This is a genomic window from Streptomyces sp. ICC4, assembly GCF_003287915.1.
Taxonomy (GTDB): Bacteria; Actinomycetota; Actinomycetes; order Streptomycetales; family Streptomycetaceae; genus Streptomyces; species Streptomyces tritrimontium.
Genome location: NZ_CP030286.1, coordinates 7767808 through 7784620, shown reverse-complemented (window position 1 = coordinate 7784620; position 16813 = coordinate 7767808). Strand labels below are relative to the sequence as shown.

At 73.3% G+C, this 16813-nt stretch carries 19 protein-coding genes and 2 pseudogenes; 9 read left to right on the top strand and 12 right to left on the bottom strand.

The window, feature by feature from the left end; genetic code table 11:
* Entirely contained in the window at nucleotides 1-303 is a 303-nt protein-coding gene (locus DRB89_RS36595; protein WP_112450266.1) for a hypothetical protein, read from the top strand.
* A 26-nt stretch (nucleotides 304-329) separates the two neighbouring features.
* Here the strand turns inward: DRB89_RS36595 and DRB89_RS43400 are convergent, their stop codons facing one another.
* Together DRB89_RS43400 and DRB89_RS36585 are read right to left on the bottom strand one after the other, a co-directional pair.
* On the bottom strand, nucleotides 330-761 hold the full coding sequence (locus DRB89_RS43400) for an SHOCT domain-containing protein (protein ID WP_162688874.1): 432 nt from the start codon (nucleotides 759-761) through the stop codon (nucleotides 330-332).
* The gene (locus DRB89_RS36585; protein ID WP_112450267.1) at nucleotides 761-1150 is read right to left on the bottom strand and encodes a DUF6325 family protein; all 390 of its coding nucleotides are present in this window, start codon (nucleotides 1148-1150) and stop codon (nucleotides 761-763) included. The genes DRB89_RS43400 and DRB89_RS36585 overlap by 1 nt, the downstream gene beginning before the upstream one ends.
* Nucleotides 1151-1259: 109 nt before the next feature.
* Between DRB89_RS36585 and DRB89_RS36580 the strand changes: the two genes are divergently transcribed.
* The 4 genes and pseudogenes from DRB89_RS36580 to DRB89_RS36565 all read left to right on the top strand — a co-directional run bounded on the left by DRB89_RS36580 (nucleotide 1260) and on the right by DRB89_RS36565 (nucleotide 5362).
* Nucleotides 1260-2630: an FtsW/RodA/SpoVE family cell cycle protein gene (locus tag DRB89_RS36580; RefSeq protein WP_112450268.1), complete on the top strand. Its 1371-nt coding sequence runs from the start codon at nucleotides 1260-1262 to the stop codon at nucleotides 2628-2630.
* Nucleotides 2627-4087, top strand: a complete 1461-nt coding sequence (locus DRB89_RS36575; protein WP_112450269.1) for a penicillin-binding transpeptidase domain-containing protein — start codon at nucleotides 2627-2629, stop codon at nucleotides 4085-4087. Before DRB89_RS36580 ends, DRB89_RS36575 begins: the two co-directional genes overlap by 4 nt.
* 37 nt (nucleotides 4088-4124) lie before the next feature.
* Nucleotides 4125-4679 (top strand): annotated as a pseudogene (locus DRB89_RS36570) (AMP-binding protein); the annotation flags it as partial.
* 74 nt (nucleotides 4680-4753) lie between these two features.
* The gene (locus DRB89_RS36565) at nucleotides 4754-5362 is read left to right on the top strand and encodes a TetR/AcrR family transcriptional regulator (RefSeq protein WP_112451785.1); all 609 of its coding nucleotides are present in this window, start codon (nucleotides 4754-4756) and stop codon (nucleotides 5360-5362) included.
* A gap of 10 nt (nucleotides 5363-5372) precedes the next feature.
* On the opposite strand, the gene DRB89_RS36560 is transcribed toward DRB89_RS36565, so the two are convergent.
* From DRB89_RS36560 to DRB89_RS36520, 9 genes and pseudogenes are all read right to left on the bottom strand, one after another.
* Nucleotides 5373-5546, bottom strand: a complete 174-nt coding sequence (locus DRB89_RS36560; protein WP_343234643.1) for a hypothetical protein — start codon at nucleotides 5544-5546, stop codon at nucleotides 5373-5375.
* Nucleotides 5547-5594: 48 nt separating this feature from the next.
* Complete coding sequence (locus DRB89_RS36555; RefSeq protein WP_112451786.1) at nucleotides 5595-6230, bottom strand: GPR1/FUN34/YaaH family transporter; 636 nt, start codon at nucleotides 6228-6230, stop codon at nucleotides 5595-5597.
* Nucleotides 6231-6313: 83 nt separating this feature from the next.
* Nucleotides 6314-7588 carry an acyl-CoA dehydrogenase family protein gene (locus tag DRB89_RS36550; RefSeq protein WP_112451787.1) on the bottom strand — a complete coding sequence of 425 codons (1275 nt, stop codon included), beginning with the start codon at nucleotides 7586-7588 and terminating at the stop codon, nucleotides 6314-6316.
* 9 nt (nucleotides 7589-7597) lie between these two features.
* Entirely contained in the window at nucleotides 7598-8665 is a 1068-nt protein-coding gene (locus tag DRB89_RS36545; protein ID WP_112451788.1) for a phosphotransferase family protein, read from the bottom strand.
* 124 nt (nucleotides 8666-8789) lie between these two features.
* On the bottom strand, nucleotides 8790-9701 hold the full coding sequence (locus DRB89_RS36540) for an MBL fold metallo-hydrolase (protein WP_112451789.1): 912 nt from the start codon (nucleotides 9699-9701) through the stop codon (nucleotides 8790-8792).
* A gap of 152 nt (nucleotides 9702-9853) precedes the next feature.
* Nucleotides 9854-10156: a hypothetical protein gene (locus DRB89_RS36535; protein WP_112451790.1), complete on the bottom strand. Its 303-nt coding sequence runs from the start codon at nucleotides 10154-10156 to the stop codon at nucleotides 9854-9856.
* A 93-nt stretch (nucleotides 10157-10249) separates the two neighbouring features.
* The gene (locus tag DRB89_RS36530) at nucleotides 10250-10534 is read right to left on the bottom strand and encodes a DUF202 domain-containing protein (protein ID WP_112454004.1); all 285 of its coding nucleotides are present in this window, start codon (nucleotides 10532-10534) and stop codon (nucleotides 10250-10252) included.
* Between the two features lie 122 nt (nucleotides 10535-10656).
* Nucleotides 10657-11055 carry a DUF202 domain-containing protein gene (locus DRB89_RS36525; protein ID WP_112451791.1) on the bottom strand — a complete coding sequence of 133 codons (399 nt, stop codon included), beginning with the start codon at nucleotides 11053-11055 and terminating at the stop codon, nucleotides 10657-10659.
* Between the two features lie 9 nt (nucleotides 11056-11064).
* Nucleotides 11065-11322, bottom strand: a pseudogene (locus DRB89_RS36520) (NUDIX hydrolase); the annotation flags it as partial.
* 141 nt (nucleotides 11323-11463) lie between these two features.
* Between DRB89_RS36520 and DRB89_RS36515 the strand changes: the two are divergent.
* Nucleotides 11464-12564, top strand: coding sequence for a lytic polysaccharide monooxygenase (locus tag DRB89_RS36515; RefSeq protein WP_112452360.1), 1101 nt, complete (start codon nucleotides 11464-11466; stop codon nucleotides 12562-12564).
* 99 nt (nucleotides 12565-12663) lie between these two features.
* On the opposite strand, the gene DRB89_RS36510 is transcribed toward DRB89_RS36515, so the two are convergent.
* Complete coding sequence (locus DRB89_RS36510; RefSeq protein ID WP_112452359.1) at nucleotides 12664-13524, bottom strand: alpha/beta fold hydrolase; 861 nt, start codon at nucleotides 13522-13524, stop codon at nucleotides 12664-12666.
* Between the two features lie 256 nt (nucleotides 13525-13780).
* Between DRB89_RS36510 and DRB89_RS36505 the strand changes: the two genes are divergently transcribed.
* Genes DRB89_RS36505 through DRB89_RS36495 form a run of 3 tightly spaced genes read left to right on the top strand, consistent with a single transcriptional unit; the run spans nucleotide 13781 to nucleotide 16783 of the window.
* Nucleotides 13781-14932: a DUF3533 domain-containing protein gene (locus tag DRB89_RS36505; RefSeq protein WP_239516531.1), complete on the top strand. Its 1152-nt coding sequence runs from the start codon at nucleotides 13781-13783 to the stop codon at nucleotides 14930-14932.
* Nucleotides 14932-15594, top strand: coding sequence for a GPR1/FUN34/YaaH family transporter (locus tag DRB89_RS36500; RefSeq protein ID WP_112452358.1), 663 nt, complete (start codon nucleotides 14932-14934; stop codon nucleotides 15592-15594). The genes DRB89_RS36505 and DRB89_RS36500 overlap by 1 nt, the downstream gene beginning before the upstream one ends.
* Before the next feature lie 4 nt (nucleotides 15595-15598).
* Nucleotides 15599-16783 carry an AAA family ATPase gene (locus tag DRB89_RS36495; RefSeq protein WP_112452357.1) on the top strand — a complete coding sequence of 395 codons (1185 nt, stop codon included), beginning with the start codon at nucleotides 15599-15601 and terminating at the stop codon, nucleotides 16781-16783.
* The last annotated feature ends 30 nt before the right edge of the window (nucleotides 16784-16813 follow it).

Below are 16813 nucleotides of genomic sequence, written 5' to 3'. Positions count from 1 at the left end.
GTGCGCGGGCCGGGCGAAAACCCCTCGGCGAAGAAGGGCATGGAGGACCAGGGCGGGATCCCCGCGTACCGCCTCACCGGGCACCTCGACCTCGATCAGATCGCCTCGGTCGATCCGCGCACGCACCGGTCGATGAAGGCGAAGGGAGTCACCGGCTTCGACTGCGACCAGTGGATCGACGCCCAGGGCCGCACGCTGCGCTTCGAGCAGCGGATGCAAGTGCACGGCATGCAGGGCGGGAACAAGGTCGCCTTCGGCGAGTTCGGCCCGGTCGAGACCTTCGACGCCCCCAGCGGGGGCTGACCGGGCCGCCGAGGTCGCCCGCACCGTCAGTCCGACAGCAGCCGGGCCTTGGCCGCCGTGAACTCCTCCGGGGTCAGCAGGCCCTCGCGGGCCAGGGCCGCCAGGCGCGTCAGCCGGTCCGTGAGGTCGCCTCCGGTCGCCTCCGGCCGGTCCGCCCTTCCGTCCGCCCGCCCGTCTGCCCTTCCGTCCGCGGGCTCCCGCGAGGCCGCGGAGGCCGCGCCGGTCCCGGGCTCACGCCCGGCCGCCCCGGACGAGGCGCCCGCCCCCGACGAGGCGCCCGCCCCGGACGAGGCGCCCGAGTCGGCCGCTCCGCCGTCGGCTTCGTGCCCGGAGCGGGCGGCCTGCTGCCGGCCCGCGTCCCAGACGTAGGCGCCGCGCGCCAGGATCCCGCGCAGCAGCGGGCGGCCCGAGGGGCGCTGGGAGGGGTTCACGACGGAGCCGATGGGGCGGATGAACATCAGGAGGCCTCCAGCCGCTCCACCGGGAGCCGGACCGCTCCCGCGATCCGGCCGCCCGCCGCGCGCACCGCGACGGCGGCGTCCTCGGCCCACACGTGCTCGACCACCAGGAGGAGCGCGCAGCTGCCGCGCTCCAGCAGCTCGGCCGATTCCCTGACGTCCTCCGGACCGATGAGCGGGGCCGCCTCCCGGTGGGCGAGCAGGCCCCGCAGTTCGACGAACTCGTCGAACTCCGCCGCCAGCACCTCTCCCGCCGCGGTCTTGGTGGCCACCAGCCCGTCGATCAGCCGCACGACCCCCGCCTTGCGCAACCCCATCACCGCCTCGACCGCCGCCACCCGCAGCTGTTCCTCGGGAAAGGCCAGGACGATGAACTCCGCTGGTCCCATGGGGGGAGGCTCCTGATCCGCTACTTCATTTCCGACCGGTTCTGACGACTCTTCGGCACACTATGACATAAGCGGACATACGGGCTGTCTCCTTGCTACGTTTCCCCGTATGACCGCTCTGACGGCGAAGGTGGCGGAGCCCGTTCCGCCCCCGCCACCCGATGCCCGCGCCCCCAAGCGCCGGGGAGTCGAGCTGTCGCTCCTCGCCGGCGCCGTCCTGATCGCCGTCCTCGGCCACCTCCACGTCGGTCTCACCACCACCGGCCACATCCCCCGCCCCGCCGCGCACTACGCCGCCGGCCTCGCCGGAGCCGCGCTCGCCGCGCACCTCGCCGTCCGGCTGTGCGCCCCGTACGCCGATCCGCTGCTGCTCCCGATCGCCGTCCTGCTCAACGGCCTGGGCCTCGTCCTCATCCAGCGCCTCGACGCCACCACGCCCGGCCATCTCACCGCCGGGGAGCAACTGCGCTGGTCGGCCCTCGGGGTGGCGCTCTTCGTCCTGGTCGTCGGGGTGCTGCGCGACCACCGGGTCCTGCAGAAGTACGCGTACCTCTCCGTGGCCACCGCGCTCGTGCTGATGCTGGTGCCGGTCTTCTTCCCGGCGGTCAACGGGGCGCACATCTGGATCAGGTTCGCCGGACTCTCCTTCCAGCCCGGGGAGTTCGCCAAGATCCTGCTCGCGGTGTTCTTCGCCGCCTACCTCGCCGCGAACCGCACCGCCCTCGCCCTCACCGGCCGCACCCTCTTCTGGAAGCTGAAGCTGCTCCCCGGCCGGGTCCTCGGCCCGATCCTGGCGATCTGGCTGCTCTCCGTCGGGGTGCTCGTCCTGGAGCGCGACCTCGGGACCTCGCTGCTCTTCTTCGGCCTCTTCGTCATCATGCTGTTCACCGCCACCGGCCGGATCGGCTGGATCGCGATCGGGCTGCTGCTCGCCGCCGTGGGCGCGTACGCGGTGGGGACGTTCGAACCGCACGTGAACAGCCGCGTGGACGACTGGCTGAATCCTTTCGCCTCCATCGAACGCGGCGAGGGCCCCGGCCAGCTGGCCCAGTCCCTCTTCGCCTTCGGGGCCGGCGGGCTCCTCGGCGCCGGCCTCGGCCACGGCCAGTCCTTCCTCATCGGCTTCGCCGCCAAGTCGGACTTCATCCTCGCCACGGCCGGAGAGGAGCTCGGCCTCGCCGGCCTCACCGCGATCCTGCTCCTCTACGGGCTCCTGGTCGCCCGCGGCTTCCGCGCCGGACTCGCGCTGCGCGACCCCTTCGGGCGGCTCCTCGCCACCGGGCTCGCCTCCATCGTCGCGCTCCAGGTGTTCGTCATCGCGGGCGGCGTCACCGGCCTGATCCCGCTCACCGGCATGGCCATGCCCTTCCTCGCGCAGGGCGGCTCCTCCGTGGTCACCAACTGGATCATCGTGGCGCTCCTGGTCCGGCTCAGCGACAGCGCCCGCCGGCCCAGACCGGCCGAGGAGGCCGCGGCGTGATCCGCTACATCCGCTGGTGCGCGTACTTCTGCGCCCTGCTGCTCGTCGCCCTGCTGGTCAACGTGGCCCGCGTGCAGGTCTGGGAGGCCGCCGGCTACGGCGCGAACCCGGCCAACAAGCGCCCCGCCATCGAGCGCTACGCCGAACCGCGCGGCGACATCACCGTCGACGGCCGCCCCGTCACCGGCTCCCGGGACAGCCGCCAACTGCTGCGCTACGAGCGCACGTACAAGAACGGCCCGCTCTACGCCCCCGTCACCGGCTTCGCCTCCCAGACGTACGGGACCAGCTTCCTGGAGCGCTCCGAGGACGCGGTCCTCGCCGGCACCGACCCCGCGCTGTCGGCCTTCCCGCTCTGGTACGAGCTCTCGCGCGGCCGCCCCGGCGGCGGCAACGCCGCCACCACCGTCCGGGCGGACATGCAGCTGGCCGCCTACACCGGGCTCGCGGGCAAGCGGGGCGCGGTCGCGGCCGTCGAACCCGCCACGGGCCGGATCCTCGCGCTGGTCAGCAGCCCCTCCTACGACCCGGCGGTGCTCTCCGGTACCGGGCCGAAGGTCAAGGGGGCCTGGGAGAAGCTCAACGCGGACCCCGCCCGGCCGATGCTCAACCGCGCGCTGCGCGAGACGTACCCGCCCGGCTCCACCTTCAAGATCGTGACGGCGGCGGCGGCGCTCGACGCGGGCGTGGTCACCGATGTGGACGCGCCGACCCGGACCCCGGACCCGTACCCGCTGCCGGGCACCAGCACCCTGCTCCCCAACGCGGGCACCGGCTGCGCCGACGCCTCGATGGCGGACGCGGTGCAGTGGTCCTGCAACACGGTGATGGCGAAGATCGGCGTACAGATCGGGCTGCGCGGGATGACGGACGCGGCGCGCCGGTTCGGGTTCAACGACGGGGGGCTGCGCGTGCCGGCCTGGGTGTCGCGGTCGAACTTCGACACCGACATGAGCCCGGACCAGCTCGCCCTGTCCTCGATCGGGCAGTTCAACACCACCGCCACGCCCCTGCAGATGGCGATGGTCGCGGCGGCCGTCGCCAACGGCGGCGAGCTCAAGGCCCCCTACCTGGTGGAACGCACGACGCAGGACGACGGCGACCCCGTCCGGCGCGGCGACCAGCGCAGCCTGGGCCGGGCCATGAGCCCGCAGACGGCGGCGCGGATGCAGGAGCTGATGGTGAAGGTGGTGGAGAACGGCACCGGCAGGAACGCGGCGATCCCGGGCGCCGTCGTCGGCGGCAAGACCGGCACCGCCCAGCACGGCGTCGGCAACGCGGGCACCCCGTACGCCTGGTTCATCTCCTGGGCCAAGCCGGAGGGCGGCCGGCCGCCGGCGGTCGCGGTGGCCGTGGTCGTCGAGGACGCGTCGGCCGTGCGCGGGGACATCAGCGGCAACGGCGCGGCCGCGCCGATCGCCCGCGCGGTGATGGAGGCGGGGCTGTCCGCCCCGTGAAACGGCCGGCGGGGGAGCGGGGCGGGGAGACCGCGCCGTCGACCCCGCCTCCGGCACCCTCTCGGTGGGCGTGCCCGGCGCCGACACCCTCGTCCGGATCCTCGACGAGGGCGGGGCCGAGGTGCCCTTCGGGGAGACCGGCGAGATCGCCGTGCGCGGCCCCCAGGTGGTCCCCGGCTACTGGGGCCTGCCGGCCGACACCGCCAGGGCCTTCCCGGACGGCGAACTGCGCACCGGGGACGTCGGGTTCATGGACGCGGACGGCTGGCTCTACGTCGTCGACCGCAAGAAGGACATGATCTGCGCGTCCGGGTTCAAGGTCTGGCCGCGCGAGGTCGAGGACGTGCTCTACACCCACCCCGCCGTGCGCGAGGCGGCCGTCGTCGGCGTCCCGGACCCCTACCGGGGGGAGAGCGTGAAGGCCTACGTCAGCCTGCGCCCCGGGACCGCGGCCGACCCGGCGGAACTGTCCGCGTACTGCGCCGCGCGCATCGCCGCGTACAAATACCCGCGCCAGGTGGAGATCCTGCCTGTCCTTCCGAAGACGACCAGTGGCAAGATCCTGCGACGGGAACTGCGCGACCGGGGCTGAAAACGGCCGGACGGCCGCGCGGAGCCGAACAGGCGACCGCCGGACGAGGGATCTAGGAAAGGAAGGCGAGCGCCATGGCCGCCAAGACCACGACGGAGCCCGTCGCCGCGCACGAGGCTCCGGTGCCACAGCGCCTGCTGGCCGTCGCGACCAGGCTGTTCGCCGAGCGCGGCTACGACAGGACCTCGGTCCAGGAGATCGTCGAGGCCGCCGGGGTGACCAAGGGCGCGCTCTACCACTACTTCGGCTCCAAGGACGACCTGCTGCACGAGGTGTACGCGCGCATGCTGCGCCTGCAGCAGCAGCGGCTCGACGCGGTGGCCGGATCCGACGCGCCCGTCGAGGAGCGGCTGCGCGCCGCGGCCGCCGACGTGGTGGTCACCACCATCGAGAACCTCGACGACGCGGCGATCTTCTTCCGGTCGATGCATCAGCTGAGCCCCGAGAAGTTCAAGCAGGTCCGGGCGGAGCGCCGGCGCTACCACGAGCGGTTCCGGGCGCTCGTCGAGGAGGGCCAGCGCACCGGGGTCTTCTCCACCGCGACCCCGGCGGACCTGGTGGTGGACTACCACTTCGGCTCCGTCCACCACCTGTCCACCTGGTACCGCGAGGACGGCCCGCTCACCCCCCAGCAGGTCGCCGACCACCTCGCGGACCTGCTGCTGCGCGCACTGCGCCCGTAGCGGCCGCCGCTCACACCGACGCGGTCGCGAGCGCCGGGTAGGCGTTGTACCCCTCCGCCCCCCGTACGTGCATCAGGAACTCGGGGCGGAGCTCGTTGAGGGGGGCGTCCGCGCGCAGCCGTGCCACGAAGTCGGGGTTGGTGAGGAAGCCCCGGCCCAACGAGACCAGGGCTGCCAGGAGCACCGGGTCGAGAGGTCCTGAGCCGCGCCCGATCCGCGCCCGATCCGCGCCTCAGCCCAGCGGGGCCACCTCGCGGCCCCAGGTCTCCTTGGCCACCACGGCGAAGGAGATGTACCAGGCGACGCCCGCCGTGAAGAGGCCGAGGAAGCCGCCGGTGTGGCCGAGCGCCGTGCTCTGCGCGAGGTCGCCGAGCGCCAGGAAGAGGAAGGTCAGCGCCAGCGAGACGAAGAGCACCCGGTGCGCGACGTCCAGCTTCATCGCGGCGATCGACATGTACGCGGTGAAGATGAACCAGGCCACGAGGAACCAGCCGGTCGCCACGTGGGCCTGGTCGGCGGGCAGCGTCGGGACGACGAACTTCACGTAGGCCGCGAAGGACATCCAGAACGCGCCGTACGAGACGAACGCCGTGGTCCCGAAGGTGTTGCCGCGGCGGAACTCCAGTACACCCGCGACGAACTGCGCGAGGCCGCCGTAGAACAGCGCCAGCGGCAGCACGACGGCGCTCAGCGCGGCGTTCGAGATCAGGCCCGAGTTGAACAGGCTGAGCACGAAGGTGGTGAGCGCGAACGCCGCGAGCCCGAGCGGGCCGGGATTGGCGACCTTGACCGCCGGAGCCGCGGACGCGGTTGCGGGGGCGACGACGGCCGGGGCCGGCGGCGCCGGGGTCAGGGTGGAGCTGGGCATGACGGTGTCCGCTTTCAGTTTGGGTGGATATCGAATATATCGGACCTTTCTTATGGTCTGGACCACTCAGGCATCCGTGCAGGTCAGCGGTACTGCTTGAGCTCCCGGTGCGCGAGCGAGCGCTGGTGCACCTCGTCCGGACCGTCCGCCAGCCGCAGCGTCCGCGCCGCCGCCCACAGCTCGGCGAGGGGGAAGTCCTGGCTCACCCCGCCCGCGCCGTGCAGCTGGACCGCGTCGTCCAGGATGCGCAGGACCGCCCGCGGGGTCGCGATCTTGATGGCCTGGATCTCGGTGTGGGCCCCCCGGTTCCCGACCGTGTCCATCAGCCAGGCCGTCTTCAGCACCAGCAGCCGCAGCTGCTCCACCGTGACCCGGGCGTCCGCGATCCAGTTCTGCACGACGCCCTGCGCGGCCAGCTCCTTGCCGAAGGCGCTGCGCCCGATCGCACGCCGGCACATCAGCTCGATGGCCCGCTCCGCCATGCCGATGAGCCGCATGCAGTGGTGGATCCGGCCCGGCCCGAGGCGGGCCTGGGCGATGGCGAAGCCGCCGCCCTCCTCGCCGATCAGGTTCGCCGCCGGGACCCGGGCCCCGTCGAAGACGACCTCGGCGTGCCCGCCGTGGTCGTGGTCCTCGTACCCGTACACCGTCATCGCACGCCGGACCTCGACGCCCGGGGTGTCGCGCGGGACCAGCACCATGGACTGCTGGCGGCGCGGGTCGGCCCCGTCCGGGTCCGTCTTGCCCATGACGATGAAGATCTTGCAGTCCGGGTTCATGGCGCCGGAGATGAACCACTTGCGGCCGGTCAGGACGTACTCCCCGCCGTCCGCCGAGCGCTCGATCCGCGTCTCGATGTTCGTCGCGTCCGAGGAGGCCACCTCGGGCTCGGTCATCGCGAAGGCCGACCGGATCTCCCCGGCCAGCAGCGGCTCCAGCCACTGCTTCTGCTGCTCCTCGGTCCCGAACTGCGCGAGCAGCTCCATGTTCCCCGTGTCCGGGGCGGCGCAGTTCGTGGCCATCGGCGCCAGGTGCGGGCTGCGGCCGGTGATCTCGGCGAGCGGGGCGTACTGGAGGTTGGTCAGCCCGGCGCCGTGACCGCCGCCGGGACCGCCGTGCGCGCCGACCGCGCCGACCGCGTCGGCCGGGCCGTGCCGGTCGACGAAGAAGAGGTTCCACAGGCCCTGACGGCGCGCCTCGGCCTTCAGTTCACCGAACACGGCCGGGGTGTCCCAGGGCGAGGCCAGCCGCGCGCGCTGCCCGGCGGCGACGGGTTCCGCCGGGTAGACGTACTCCTCCATGAACGCGAGCAGCCGCGTGCGCAGTTCCTCGGTCCGGGCGTCGAATGCGAAATCCATGGTGGCTCCTCAGCCTTCCTGGAGGGTGGTCAGACCGTGCTCGATGAAGACCGGGACCAGCTCGCCGATCCGGTCGAAGCCCGCGCCGACGGTCTGCCCGAGCGTGAAGCGGTAGTGGATGCCTTCGAGGATCACCGCGAGCTTGAACCAGGCGAAGGCCGTGTACCAGGCGACCTGTGCGGCGTCCCGGCCCGAGCGGGCCGCGTACCGCTCGATCAGCTCGGCGGGCGCCGGATGGCCGGGAGCGCCGCTGGTCGTGCTCACCGGGGAGTCCGTCAGGCCCAGGTCGGAGCTGTACATCACGAGCAGCCCGAGGTCGGTCAGCGGATCGCCGAGCGTGGACATCTCCCAGTCCAGCACCGCCAGGATCGCGTCCGTGCCGGACGGGCCGGTGCCGGATGGGGCAGTGCCGATCAGCACGTTGTCGAGCCGGAAGTCCCCGTGCACCACGGTCGGCGCGGGGGAGTCGGGCAGGGACCGGCCCAGGGCACCGTGCAGTTCGTCGATCCCGGCGAGCTCGCGGCCCCGCGAGGCCGCGAGTTGCTTGCCCCACCGGCGCAGCTGCCGGTCCAGGAAGCCCTCCGGCCGGCCGAAGTCGCCCAGGCCGACCGAGTCCGGGTCCACCGCGTGCAGGTCGACCAGGGTGTCCACGAGGCCCAGTACGGCCCGCCGGGTCCGCTCGGGGCCGAGCGCGGCCAACTGGCCGGCCGTGCGGAAGGGCACCCCGTCCACGTACTCCATCACGTAGAACGGCGCGCCCAGCACCGCCTCGTCCTCGCACAGGAGCAGCGGCTCGGGCACCGGCACCGCCGTGCCGTGCAGGGCGGCGATGACCCGGTGCTCGCGCCGCATGTCGTGCGCCGTGGCCAGTACGTGCCCCAGCGGCGGCCGGCGCACCACCCAGCGGGAGCTCCCGTCACCGACCTCGTACGTGAGGTTCGAGCGGCCGCCTTCGATCAGCCGGCCGGTGAGCGGCCCGGCCGCGAGTCCCGGCCGCACCCGGTCGAGATGACCGCGCAGCCGCTCCAGATCGAGGCCTCGCGGGCCGGCCGGGACCGGGTCTGGGGCTGAGGTCATGGTGCGCGCCTCCGTGCGGGGTTGACGACGACGGAACGGACGCGACCCATCATGCCGACCAGTCGGTATGCCGTCCAGTGGTCGGAGGAAAGGAGTGCGGGCCGGGAGCCCCTGCCCGCCGCCCTCAGGCGTGGCAGAGGATCGGCGTCCCGCCGTTCATCACCGTCATGTCCCGCAGCACCGCCAGGATGTCCAGCGGGACCCCCTCGGGCTCCCCGGCCAGCTCCGCGTACGCCCGGTGCAGGTTCGCCACCAGCCGCTCGCTCTCCCGCCACGCCGCGAACTCGCCGAGATCGACCTGCCGGGCCGCCTCCAGCGGGGTAAGCCCTTTCGCCCTGCCCTCCCGGGCCAGCTCGGCGACGTGGCGCAGATAGCGCTCGGTGGCCTCGTAGGCGGAGGCGTCCGTCAGTGGCCCGTGTCCCGGTACGACGGTCTCGGCGCCCAGCGAGCGCAGCAGCTCCAGCGCCCGCAGCGATCCGGCCAGGGAGCCCATCGCCAGGAACGGCGTGCCCTCCGCGAAGACCAGGTCCCCGGTGAAGACGATCCGCTGCCGGGGCAGCCACACGATCGAGTCGCCCGTGGTGTGCGCGACCCCGGGGTGGATGACCTGCACCTCGGTCTCCCCGACGTACAGCGTCATCCGGTCGCTGTACGTCAGATCGGGCGCGGTGATGCCCATCGCGCCGAAGTCGGTCGCCGGCCAGATCAGCTCCAGCTGGTGCCCTGCGGCGAGCTGCTCGGAGCGCGCGTTGTCGTGCGCCAGGATCAGCGCCTCGGGGGCGAACGCGCCGTTCCCGTAGGTGTGGTCCCCGTGGTGGTGCGTGTTGACCACCGTGCGGGGGAGCGGCGCCCCGGCGGCCAGCACGGCCGCGCGCAGGGCCAGCGCCCGCCGCTCGGTGGCGGCCGTGTCCACGAGCAGGGTCCGGCCGCCGCCGGTGACGAAGCCGGCGTTGTTCAGGCACCATCCGCCGTCGGGCTGTACGTAGGCGTACACCCCGTCCGCGGGCTGGACCACGTACGGCTCTTGTGCGGGCATCCGCGCTCTCCCCGGGTCGCTGTGACGGGCTTTCGGCATCCTGCCAGTCACGGCGGCGCGGGGGGAGGGCGGTTCGGCCGCGGATCGGCCCGTTCGGCTGCCGTCAGTCGCCGTCAGCCGCCGTCAAGGGCTGTCAACGGCCCTCGACGGACTCAGTGGTCGTCGTAGTGGCCGTCGTGCGCCGCGTGCCGGTGTCCGTCGTGCAGGTAGTCGACGTGGTCGCCGTGCGGGACCGAATCGTGCCCGCAGTCCGTGCCGTGCGCGTGCGCGTGGGCCTCGTGGGTGGTGTGCGCCGCCGGCTCGCATTCGTCCCAGTGCCCGGAGTGCTCGCGGTGCAGATGGCCGTCATGGGCGTAGTCGACGTGGTCGCCGTGTTCGACCGCGGCGTGGCCGCAGGCGGGACCGTGGGCGTGCGCGTGCTCGGCCGCCGGGTGCTCTTGGTGCAGGGTCGTCATGGCGCCGAGGCTAGTGCGGATCGACCTGGATGACCCGTTGTGTCCCCATGTATGCCGGGGTGGCGCGGAAAGGCTGACCATCAGCTGGTCGGCTCAGACGATGACCGCCATCGCGAAGACGGCCAGGGCCACCGTGCAGGCCGTCGCCGCCAGGGCCGCACGCGGTGTCAGCCCGGCCGGCCGGGCCGCCGCCAGCTCCCGCATCCGCCGGTGCGCCACCCACTGGAACGCCAGCCAGACCAGCGCGATCACCGCGATCCCGGCGACCTCCACCGGGGAGCCGGTGCCGTGCAGCGCCTGGCGCAGCGCCAGTACGGCCGTCACCGCGCACGAAAGCGTCGTACGCCGCCACGCGAGCCGGGTCCGCTCCGGCTGCAGCCCCGCGTCACGGAGCTCTTCACGGCCGACGCCACCACCACGGGCGCCGCTGCCGTCGCTGTCGCCGCCCTTGCCGCCGCCGTCGCTGTCGGCGCCGACACCGCCGCCCGCTCCCTGCGAACTCACCGCCCCGTCGTCCAGCCCAGCAGCACGACCACCACCATCGCCACCGCGACCAGCCCCACGCCCAGGCTCAGCACCACCGGGAACCGGGACAGCGGCAGGTCCTCGCCTCGCCGCATCGCCCGCTCGCAGCGCACCCAGTGGTTCACCGCGCGCAGCGCGCAGGCCGCGCCCACCGCGAGCAGCGCGAAGGCCATCCCGACCCGCACCGCCCACCGCAGGTCGGGCAGGAACTGGTCCACGGCGAAACCGCCGCCGACCAGGGCCAGCGCGGTCCGGATCCAGGCCAGGAAGGTCCGTTCGTTGGCCAGCGAGAAGCGGTAGTCGGGGGTTTCGCCCTCGTCCCGCAGCCGCGCCGGTGCGAACCACAGCCGTACGTCCTTGACGAAGTCGATCACCCGCCCAATCTACTGGCGGCCGGCCCGGAACTCCCGCAGCCGCCGGTAGGCCTCCAGGCCGTCGGGCACCCAGGGCCAGGAGCCGTCCGCGACCCGCCGCTCCAGCTCCTCCTGCGGGAGCCACGCGTGCCAGGCCACCTCCGAGGCCTGCGGCCGGACCGGGAGTTCGCAGCGGACCTCGTGCACGAAGGACCACCAGGCCCCGCCCGGACCCTCGTACAGGAATTTGAACAGCGGCTCGGGCGCCGCCAGCCCCGCCACCCCCAGGCGGGGGAACGGGGGGTCCCGGCGGTTAGTTTGGCTGGGCCAGGGAGGGCCGGAGGCGGCGTCGCGAACCCGTGAGGGAGCGGCGCCGCACTGCCTCGGCCCGCTGGCGCAGCCCCTGCCGTGCCCCAGAGGAGATCCGCCATGCCCGCACGCCGTACCGCCGCCCGTATCGCCGGCCGTTTCGCCATCGGGCTGGCCCCGCTCGCCGTGGCCGCGTACGCCGCCGCCCCCGCGGCCGCCCACGGGTCGATGACGGACCCGGTCAGCCGGGTGGCGGCGTGCTACGCGGAGGGGCCGGAGGCCCCGAAGTCGGCGGCGTGCAAGGCCGCGGTCGCGGCGAGCGGGGCGCAGGCGTTCTACGACTGGAACGCGGTGAACATCGCGAACGCGGCCGGGCAGAGCAAGGCGCTGATCCCGGACGGGCAGCTGTGCTCGGCGGGCAACGACAAGTACAAGGGGCTGGACCTGGCGCGCGCCGACTGGCCGGCGAGCCCGATGGCCTCGGGCGCGCACACCTTCCGCTACAAGGGCACCGCGCCGCACAAGGGCTCCTTCGAGCTGTACGTGACGAAGGACGGCTACGACCCGACGAAGCCGCTGAAGTGGTCCGACCTGGAGCCGGCGCCCTTCGTGAAGGTCTCCGACCCCGGCATGCAGAGCGGTGACTACGTCTTCTCCGGCACCGTCCCCAACAAGACCGGCCGGCACCTGATCTACAGCGTCTGGCAGCGCTCGGACAGCCCCGAGGCCTTCTACAGCTGCTCGGACGTGGTCTTCGGCAAGGACAACGGCGGGAGCGGCTCGGGCACCGGCACCGGCACCGGCGGCACGGACGGCAAGCCCAGCGCCCAGCCGAGCACGAAGCCCGGAACGAAGCCCGGGACCACTCCCTCGAAGCAGCCCTCCGCCCCCGCGGACAAGCCGGGCACCGGAGTCCCCGGCACCGACGAGGACTGCCCGCTGGCCAAGGCCCCGACCGACCAGCAGATCGCCGACGGCGTCACCAAGTCCACCGTGGAACACAACGGGCACGGGGACAACGACCCAAAGACGAACGGGCAGTCCGCCCCGTCCCCGATCCCCTCGCAAAGCGGGACCGGCGGCACCGACCTCGCGGAGACCGGCGCCAGCGGCGCCACCCCCGCGATCGCGATCGGCGGGGCCGGGGTCCTGGCCATCGGCGCGGCCGTGCTCTTCGGGCTGGCCCGCCGCCGGGCGACCCCGGGCCGCCACGGCCGCTGACCGGCGCTGACCGGCTGCCGGACGTACCGGAAGCCGACGGCCGGCCCGACGGGAAACCGTCGGGCCGGCCGTCAGGCATCAGGCGTCAGTCGTCAGACCTCAGTCGAAGACCGACGCGCAGGTCGTGCGTTCGGCGTGCGCCGGGTCCAGGGCGTTGACCGCCTCGTGCCACGCGATCCGGTCGGTGAGCCCGATGGCCACGTGCTCCGACAGGTCCACCGCGCACAGGTCCTGGAGCAGCACGTTGCGGACGCCCGGTCCGTCGAGGAACTGGCTCCGGTACGGGGTGACCACCTCGTCGTACCTGGTGGCGATCACCGTGTACTTGACGCCGGGGACGGTGTCCCCGCCCGCGTTCAGCTTGTTCTGGAAGGCGGAGCCGGCGATCTGGTCGGCGAGCCCGGGGGTGGCGGAGCTGATCAGGTCCCCCGCGCCGGGGAAGTACGGCAGGAGCCGGGTCAGGCCGAGGAGGGTCGTCCCGTGGTTGTCGGGGGCGAGCCCGACCAGCGCGTTGACCTTGGCGGCGCCGCCGAGGAACTTCAGGTAGTAGCGCGGCATCATGCCGCCCTGGGAGTGGCCGACGATGTCGGTCTTGGGGGCTCCGGTGGCGGCGAGGACCCGGTCCACGAAGACGTCGAGCTGTCCGGCGGACTTGTCGATGGGGCCGAGTCCGTTGAAGAACGGCACGCCGGGCAGCTGCCCGTAGTCGAGGGAGTAGACGCAGTAGCCCCGGTGGACGAGGTACGGCGCGAAGCCGAGCCAGTTGTCCACGGAGTTCCCGAAGGTCCCGTGGACCAGGACGACGGGCCGGGGGTGGGCGGCGGACGGTTTGCAGGACCAGTTGTTCCAGCCGCTGCTCGGCGCCGAGGCGGCTTGGGCCGCGCCGGTGGGGGCGACGAGAGCGGCGGCGGTCAGGGTGAGGACGGCCAGCGGGCGGAGCAGGCGTCTCCAGGGCAGCATCGTGTGATCTCCTTGCGGCTCAAGGGGAGTAACGAGGGGATGGCGCGGGAATTACGTGGGGGTTCATCCCGTGATCCGGATCACAAGGGGTGCTGCAGCCGCCAAATTACGGGCGAGTAGCAAGACAGGGAAGTTACGCGTCGGTAAAAGATGGGCCGGGTTCGGCGCCGGCCGGCCCCGGGGAAGGCCGCGGCGGCGTCATCCATTCGGCCCACCCCTGCTGCGCGCCACCGCCGGTACGCCGAGCGTGTGAGACATGACCCAGCCCACGAACGCAGACTCAGGGCAGTCCGGCGGGTTCCTCGCCGAGATCAAGGACGCCGTGACCACCCGGGCAGCCCTGCTGGTCCTGGGCGTGCTCGCGCTCCAGCTCGCCTTCATCACCTCGTACGTCGGGGCCTTCCACCACCCGAAACCCAGCGAGATCCCGATCGCCGTGGCCGCGCCCGTCCAGCCGGTCGCCGAGCAGTCCGCGAAGCAGCTCGCCGCGCTGCCCGGCAAGCCCCTCGATCCCCGCGCGGTCAAGGACGAGGCGACGGCCCTGCGGCAGATCCAGAACCGGGACGTGGACGGCGCGCTGGTCATCGACCCGGCCGGCAAGACGGACAAGCTGCTGGTCGCGAGCGGCGGCGGGGCCTCCCTGTCGCAGGCCCTCGAGGAGATCGTCGGGCTCGTCGAGACGGGCCAGGGGCGCACGGTCCGGGTGGTCGACGTGGCCCCGACGGCCAAGGGCGACGCCCGGGGCCTGAGCTCCTTCTACCTGGTGGTCGGCTGGTGCGTGGGCGGCTACCTGTGCGCGGCGATCCTCGCGATCAGCGCCGGCGCCAGGCCCGCGAACATCCACCGCGCGGTCATCCGGCTCGGTGCGCTGCTGGTGTACTCCATCGCGGCCGGACTGCTCGGGGCGGTCATCGCGGACCCGGTGCTGGGCGCGCTGCCGGGCAGCATCCTGGGCCTGTGGGGGCTCGGCACCCTCGTCGTCTTCGCGGTCGGCGCGATCACCCTGGCCTTCCAGGGCCTCGCGGGCGTGGTCGGCATCGGCCTGGCGATCCTGCTGGTGGTGGTGCTCGGCAATCCGAGCGCGGGCGGCGCCTACCCGTACCCGCTGCTGCCGCCGTTCTGGAAGGCCATCGGCCCGTGGCTGCCGCCGGGGGCGGGCACTTACGCCGCGCGCTCGATCGCGTACTTCAAGGGCAATGACGTCACCGGGCCGCTGCTGGTCCTGAGCGGCTGGGCGGTGCTCGGCTCGGCCGTCACCCTGGCCTGCGCGGTCTCCCGCAGGGGCAAGGCGGGGGCGGCGGTGGGCAGCGGGCTCCCCGACGGCCCCGGGGAGCCGGACGGCCCCGGGGAGTCGGACGGCCCCGGGGACCCGGACGTCTCCGGCTCCGCCGCGCGGGCGGCCCGCTGATGAACAACCCCCTCCACCTCAACCGGCAGGGCCCGGCCGAACAGGCCGTCTCCGTCAAGCGGATGGAGCCCAGCGCGCAGGCGCAGCTGGGCGCGCTGGGCCTCACCGGCTTCATCGTGGTCACCACCATCGCCACCGGCATCGACGCGGGCATCTTCCCGGAGAAGCTCAGCCACTCGGTGCTGCCACTGGTCGGCTTCTTCATCGGCGGGCTCGCCCAGCTGCTGGCCGGGCTCTTCCAGGCGCAGCGCGGCGACACCTGGCACGCCACCGTCTTCGGCGGCTTCGGGCTCTTCTGGATGGCGAAGGCCCTGCTGCTCCAGTGGGTGCTGCCGGCCACCGATCCGGCGTTGCGCGGGGACGTCAGCGCGCTGTTCACGCTGCCCTGGGTGTTCGTGGTGTTCGTCCTGTGGATCGGCAGCTGGCGGATCCACCTGGTGCTGCTGTCCACCTTCACGTGCGTGCTGGTGGTGTTCGTCGGCATGACGATCAGCGGGTTCACCGGCTCGGTGGTCTGGAACCGGATCACCGGCTGGAGCGGCCTGCTGGCCGCGCTCGGGGCCACGTACCTGCTCGCCGGGCAGATCATGGCCAGCACCTGGGGGCGCCAGGTGCTCCCGATGGGCCGGTTCCTCGCCCCCGAGGAGCACCCGGAGGCGTGAGCACGTGATCACGACACTGGCCGTCGAGAACTACCGCTCGCTGCGCAGGCTGATCGTCGACCTCGGCCGCCTCACCGTCGTGACGGGTGCCAACGGCACGGGCAAGTCCAGCCTGTACCGCTCCCTGCGGCTGCTCGCCGACTCCGCGCGGGGCGGCGCGATCGCCGCGCTGGCCCGGGAGGGCGGCCTGCCGTCCACGCTGTGGGCCGGGCCGGAGAAGACCGGGCGGGCCGTGCGGGAAGGGCGGTACGCCGTCCAGCCGACGGTCCGCACCGAACCGGTGAGCCTGCGGCTGGGCTTCGCCGGGGACGAGTTCGGGTACGCCGTGGACTTCGGCCATCCCGCACCCGTCCCCGGCTCGCTCTTCGGCCTGGACCCCGAGATCAAACGGGAGTCCACCTGGGCCGGTCCGGTCCTGCGCCCGGCCGCCCTGCTCTCGGACCGCGCGGGTCCGGCCGTGCGGACCCGGACGGCCGACGGCGGCTGGCACCGCACGCAGGGCGTCCTGCGCCCGTACGACTCCATGCTCAGCGAGCTCGCGGACCCGCAGCTGGCCCCCGACCTGCTCGCCCTGCGCGAGCTGATCCGCTCCTGGCGGTTCTACGACCACGTCCGCACGGACGCCGGGGCGCCGGCCCGGGGCTCCCGCATCGGCACCCGGACGCCGGTGCTCGCCGCCGACGGCGGCGACCTGCCGGCCGCGCTCCAGACGATCCGGGAGATCGGCGACCACGCGGCGCTCGACGAGGCCGTCGAGGCGGCCTTCCCCGGCAGCCGGGTCGCGATCGCGGAGCGGGACGGCCGCTTCGAGCTGGAGCTCCACCAGCACGGACTGCTGCGCCCGCTGGGCGCGGCGGAACTCTCCGACGGGACCCTGCGCTACCTGCTGTGGACGGCGGCCCTGCTGACCCCGCGCCCGCCCGCCCTGATGGTTCTGAACGAACCGGAGACCAGCCTCCACCCGGATCTGCTGGGGCCCCTGTCCGACCTGATCCTGACGGTGGGCCGGGAGACCCAGACCGTGGTGGTCACCCACGCCGCCCCGCTGGCCGACGCGCTGGCCGAGGGGGCCCGCCGCCACCGGGTGGACCTGCGGACGGTCACCCTGGTCAAGGACTTCGGCCAGACGGAGGTCGCGGGCCGCGAGGGCCCCCTGGACGAGCCCCTCTGGTACTGGCCCCAGCGCTGACCCGGAGCGTGTCGGGGCGCGCGCCCCGGC

Bases quoted from the DNA above. Each gene is read 5' to 3' on its own strand.
- DRB89_RS43400 (WP_162688874.1), bottom strand. From the start codon at position 761: ATGTTCATCCGCCCCATCGGCTCCGTCGTGAACCCCTCCCAGCGCCCC.
- DRB89_RS36585 (WP_112450267.1), bottom strand. From the start codon at position 1,150: ATGGGACCAGCGGAGTTCATCGTCCTGGCCTTTCCCGAGGAACAGCTG.
- DRB89_RS36580 (WP_112450268.1), top strand. From the start codon at position 1,260: ATGACCGCTCTGACGGCGAAGGTGGCGGAGCCCGTTCCGCCCCCGCCA.
- DRB89_RS36565 (WP_112451785.1), top strand. From the start codon at position 4,754: ATGGCCGCCAAGACCACGACGGAGCCCGTCGCCGCGCACGAGGCTCCG.
- DRB89_RS36555 (WP_112451786.1), bottom strand. From the start codon at position 6,230: ATGCCCAGCTCCACCCTGACCCCGGCGCCGCCGGCCCCGGCCGTCGTC.
- DRB89_RS36550 (WP_112451787.1), bottom strand. From the start codon at position 7,588: ATGGATTTCGCATTCGACGCCCGGACCGAGGAACTGCGCACGCGGCTG.
- DRB89_RS36545 (WP_112451788.1), bottom strand. From the start codon at position 8,665: ATGACCTCAGCCCCAGACCCGGTCCCGGCCGGCCCGCGAGGCCTCGAT.
- DRB89_RS36540 (WP_112451789.1), bottom strand. From the start codon at position 9,701: ATGCCCGCACAAGAGCCGTACGTGGTCCAGCCCGCGGACGGGGTGTAC.
- DRB89_RS36535 (WP_112451790.1), bottom strand. From the start codon at position 10,156: ATGACGACCCTGCACCAAGAGCACCCGGCGGCCGAGCACGCGCACGCC.
- DRB89_RS36515 (WP_112452360.1), top strand. From the start codon at position 11,464: ATGCCCGCACGCCGTACCGCCGCCCGTATCGCCGGCCGTTTCGCCATC.
- DRB89_RS36510 (WP_112452359.1), bottom strand. From the start codon at position 13,524: ATGCTGCCCTGGAGACGCCTGCTCCGCCCGCTGGCCGTCCTCACCCTG.
- DRB89_RS36505 (WP_239516531.1), top strand. From the start codon at position 13,781: ATGACCCAGCCCACGAACGCAGACTCAGGGCAGTCCGGCGGGTTCCTC.
- DRB89_RS36500 (WP_112452358.1), top strand. From the start codon at position 14,932: ATGAACAACCCCCTCCACCTCAACCGGCAGGGCCCGGCCGAACAGGCC.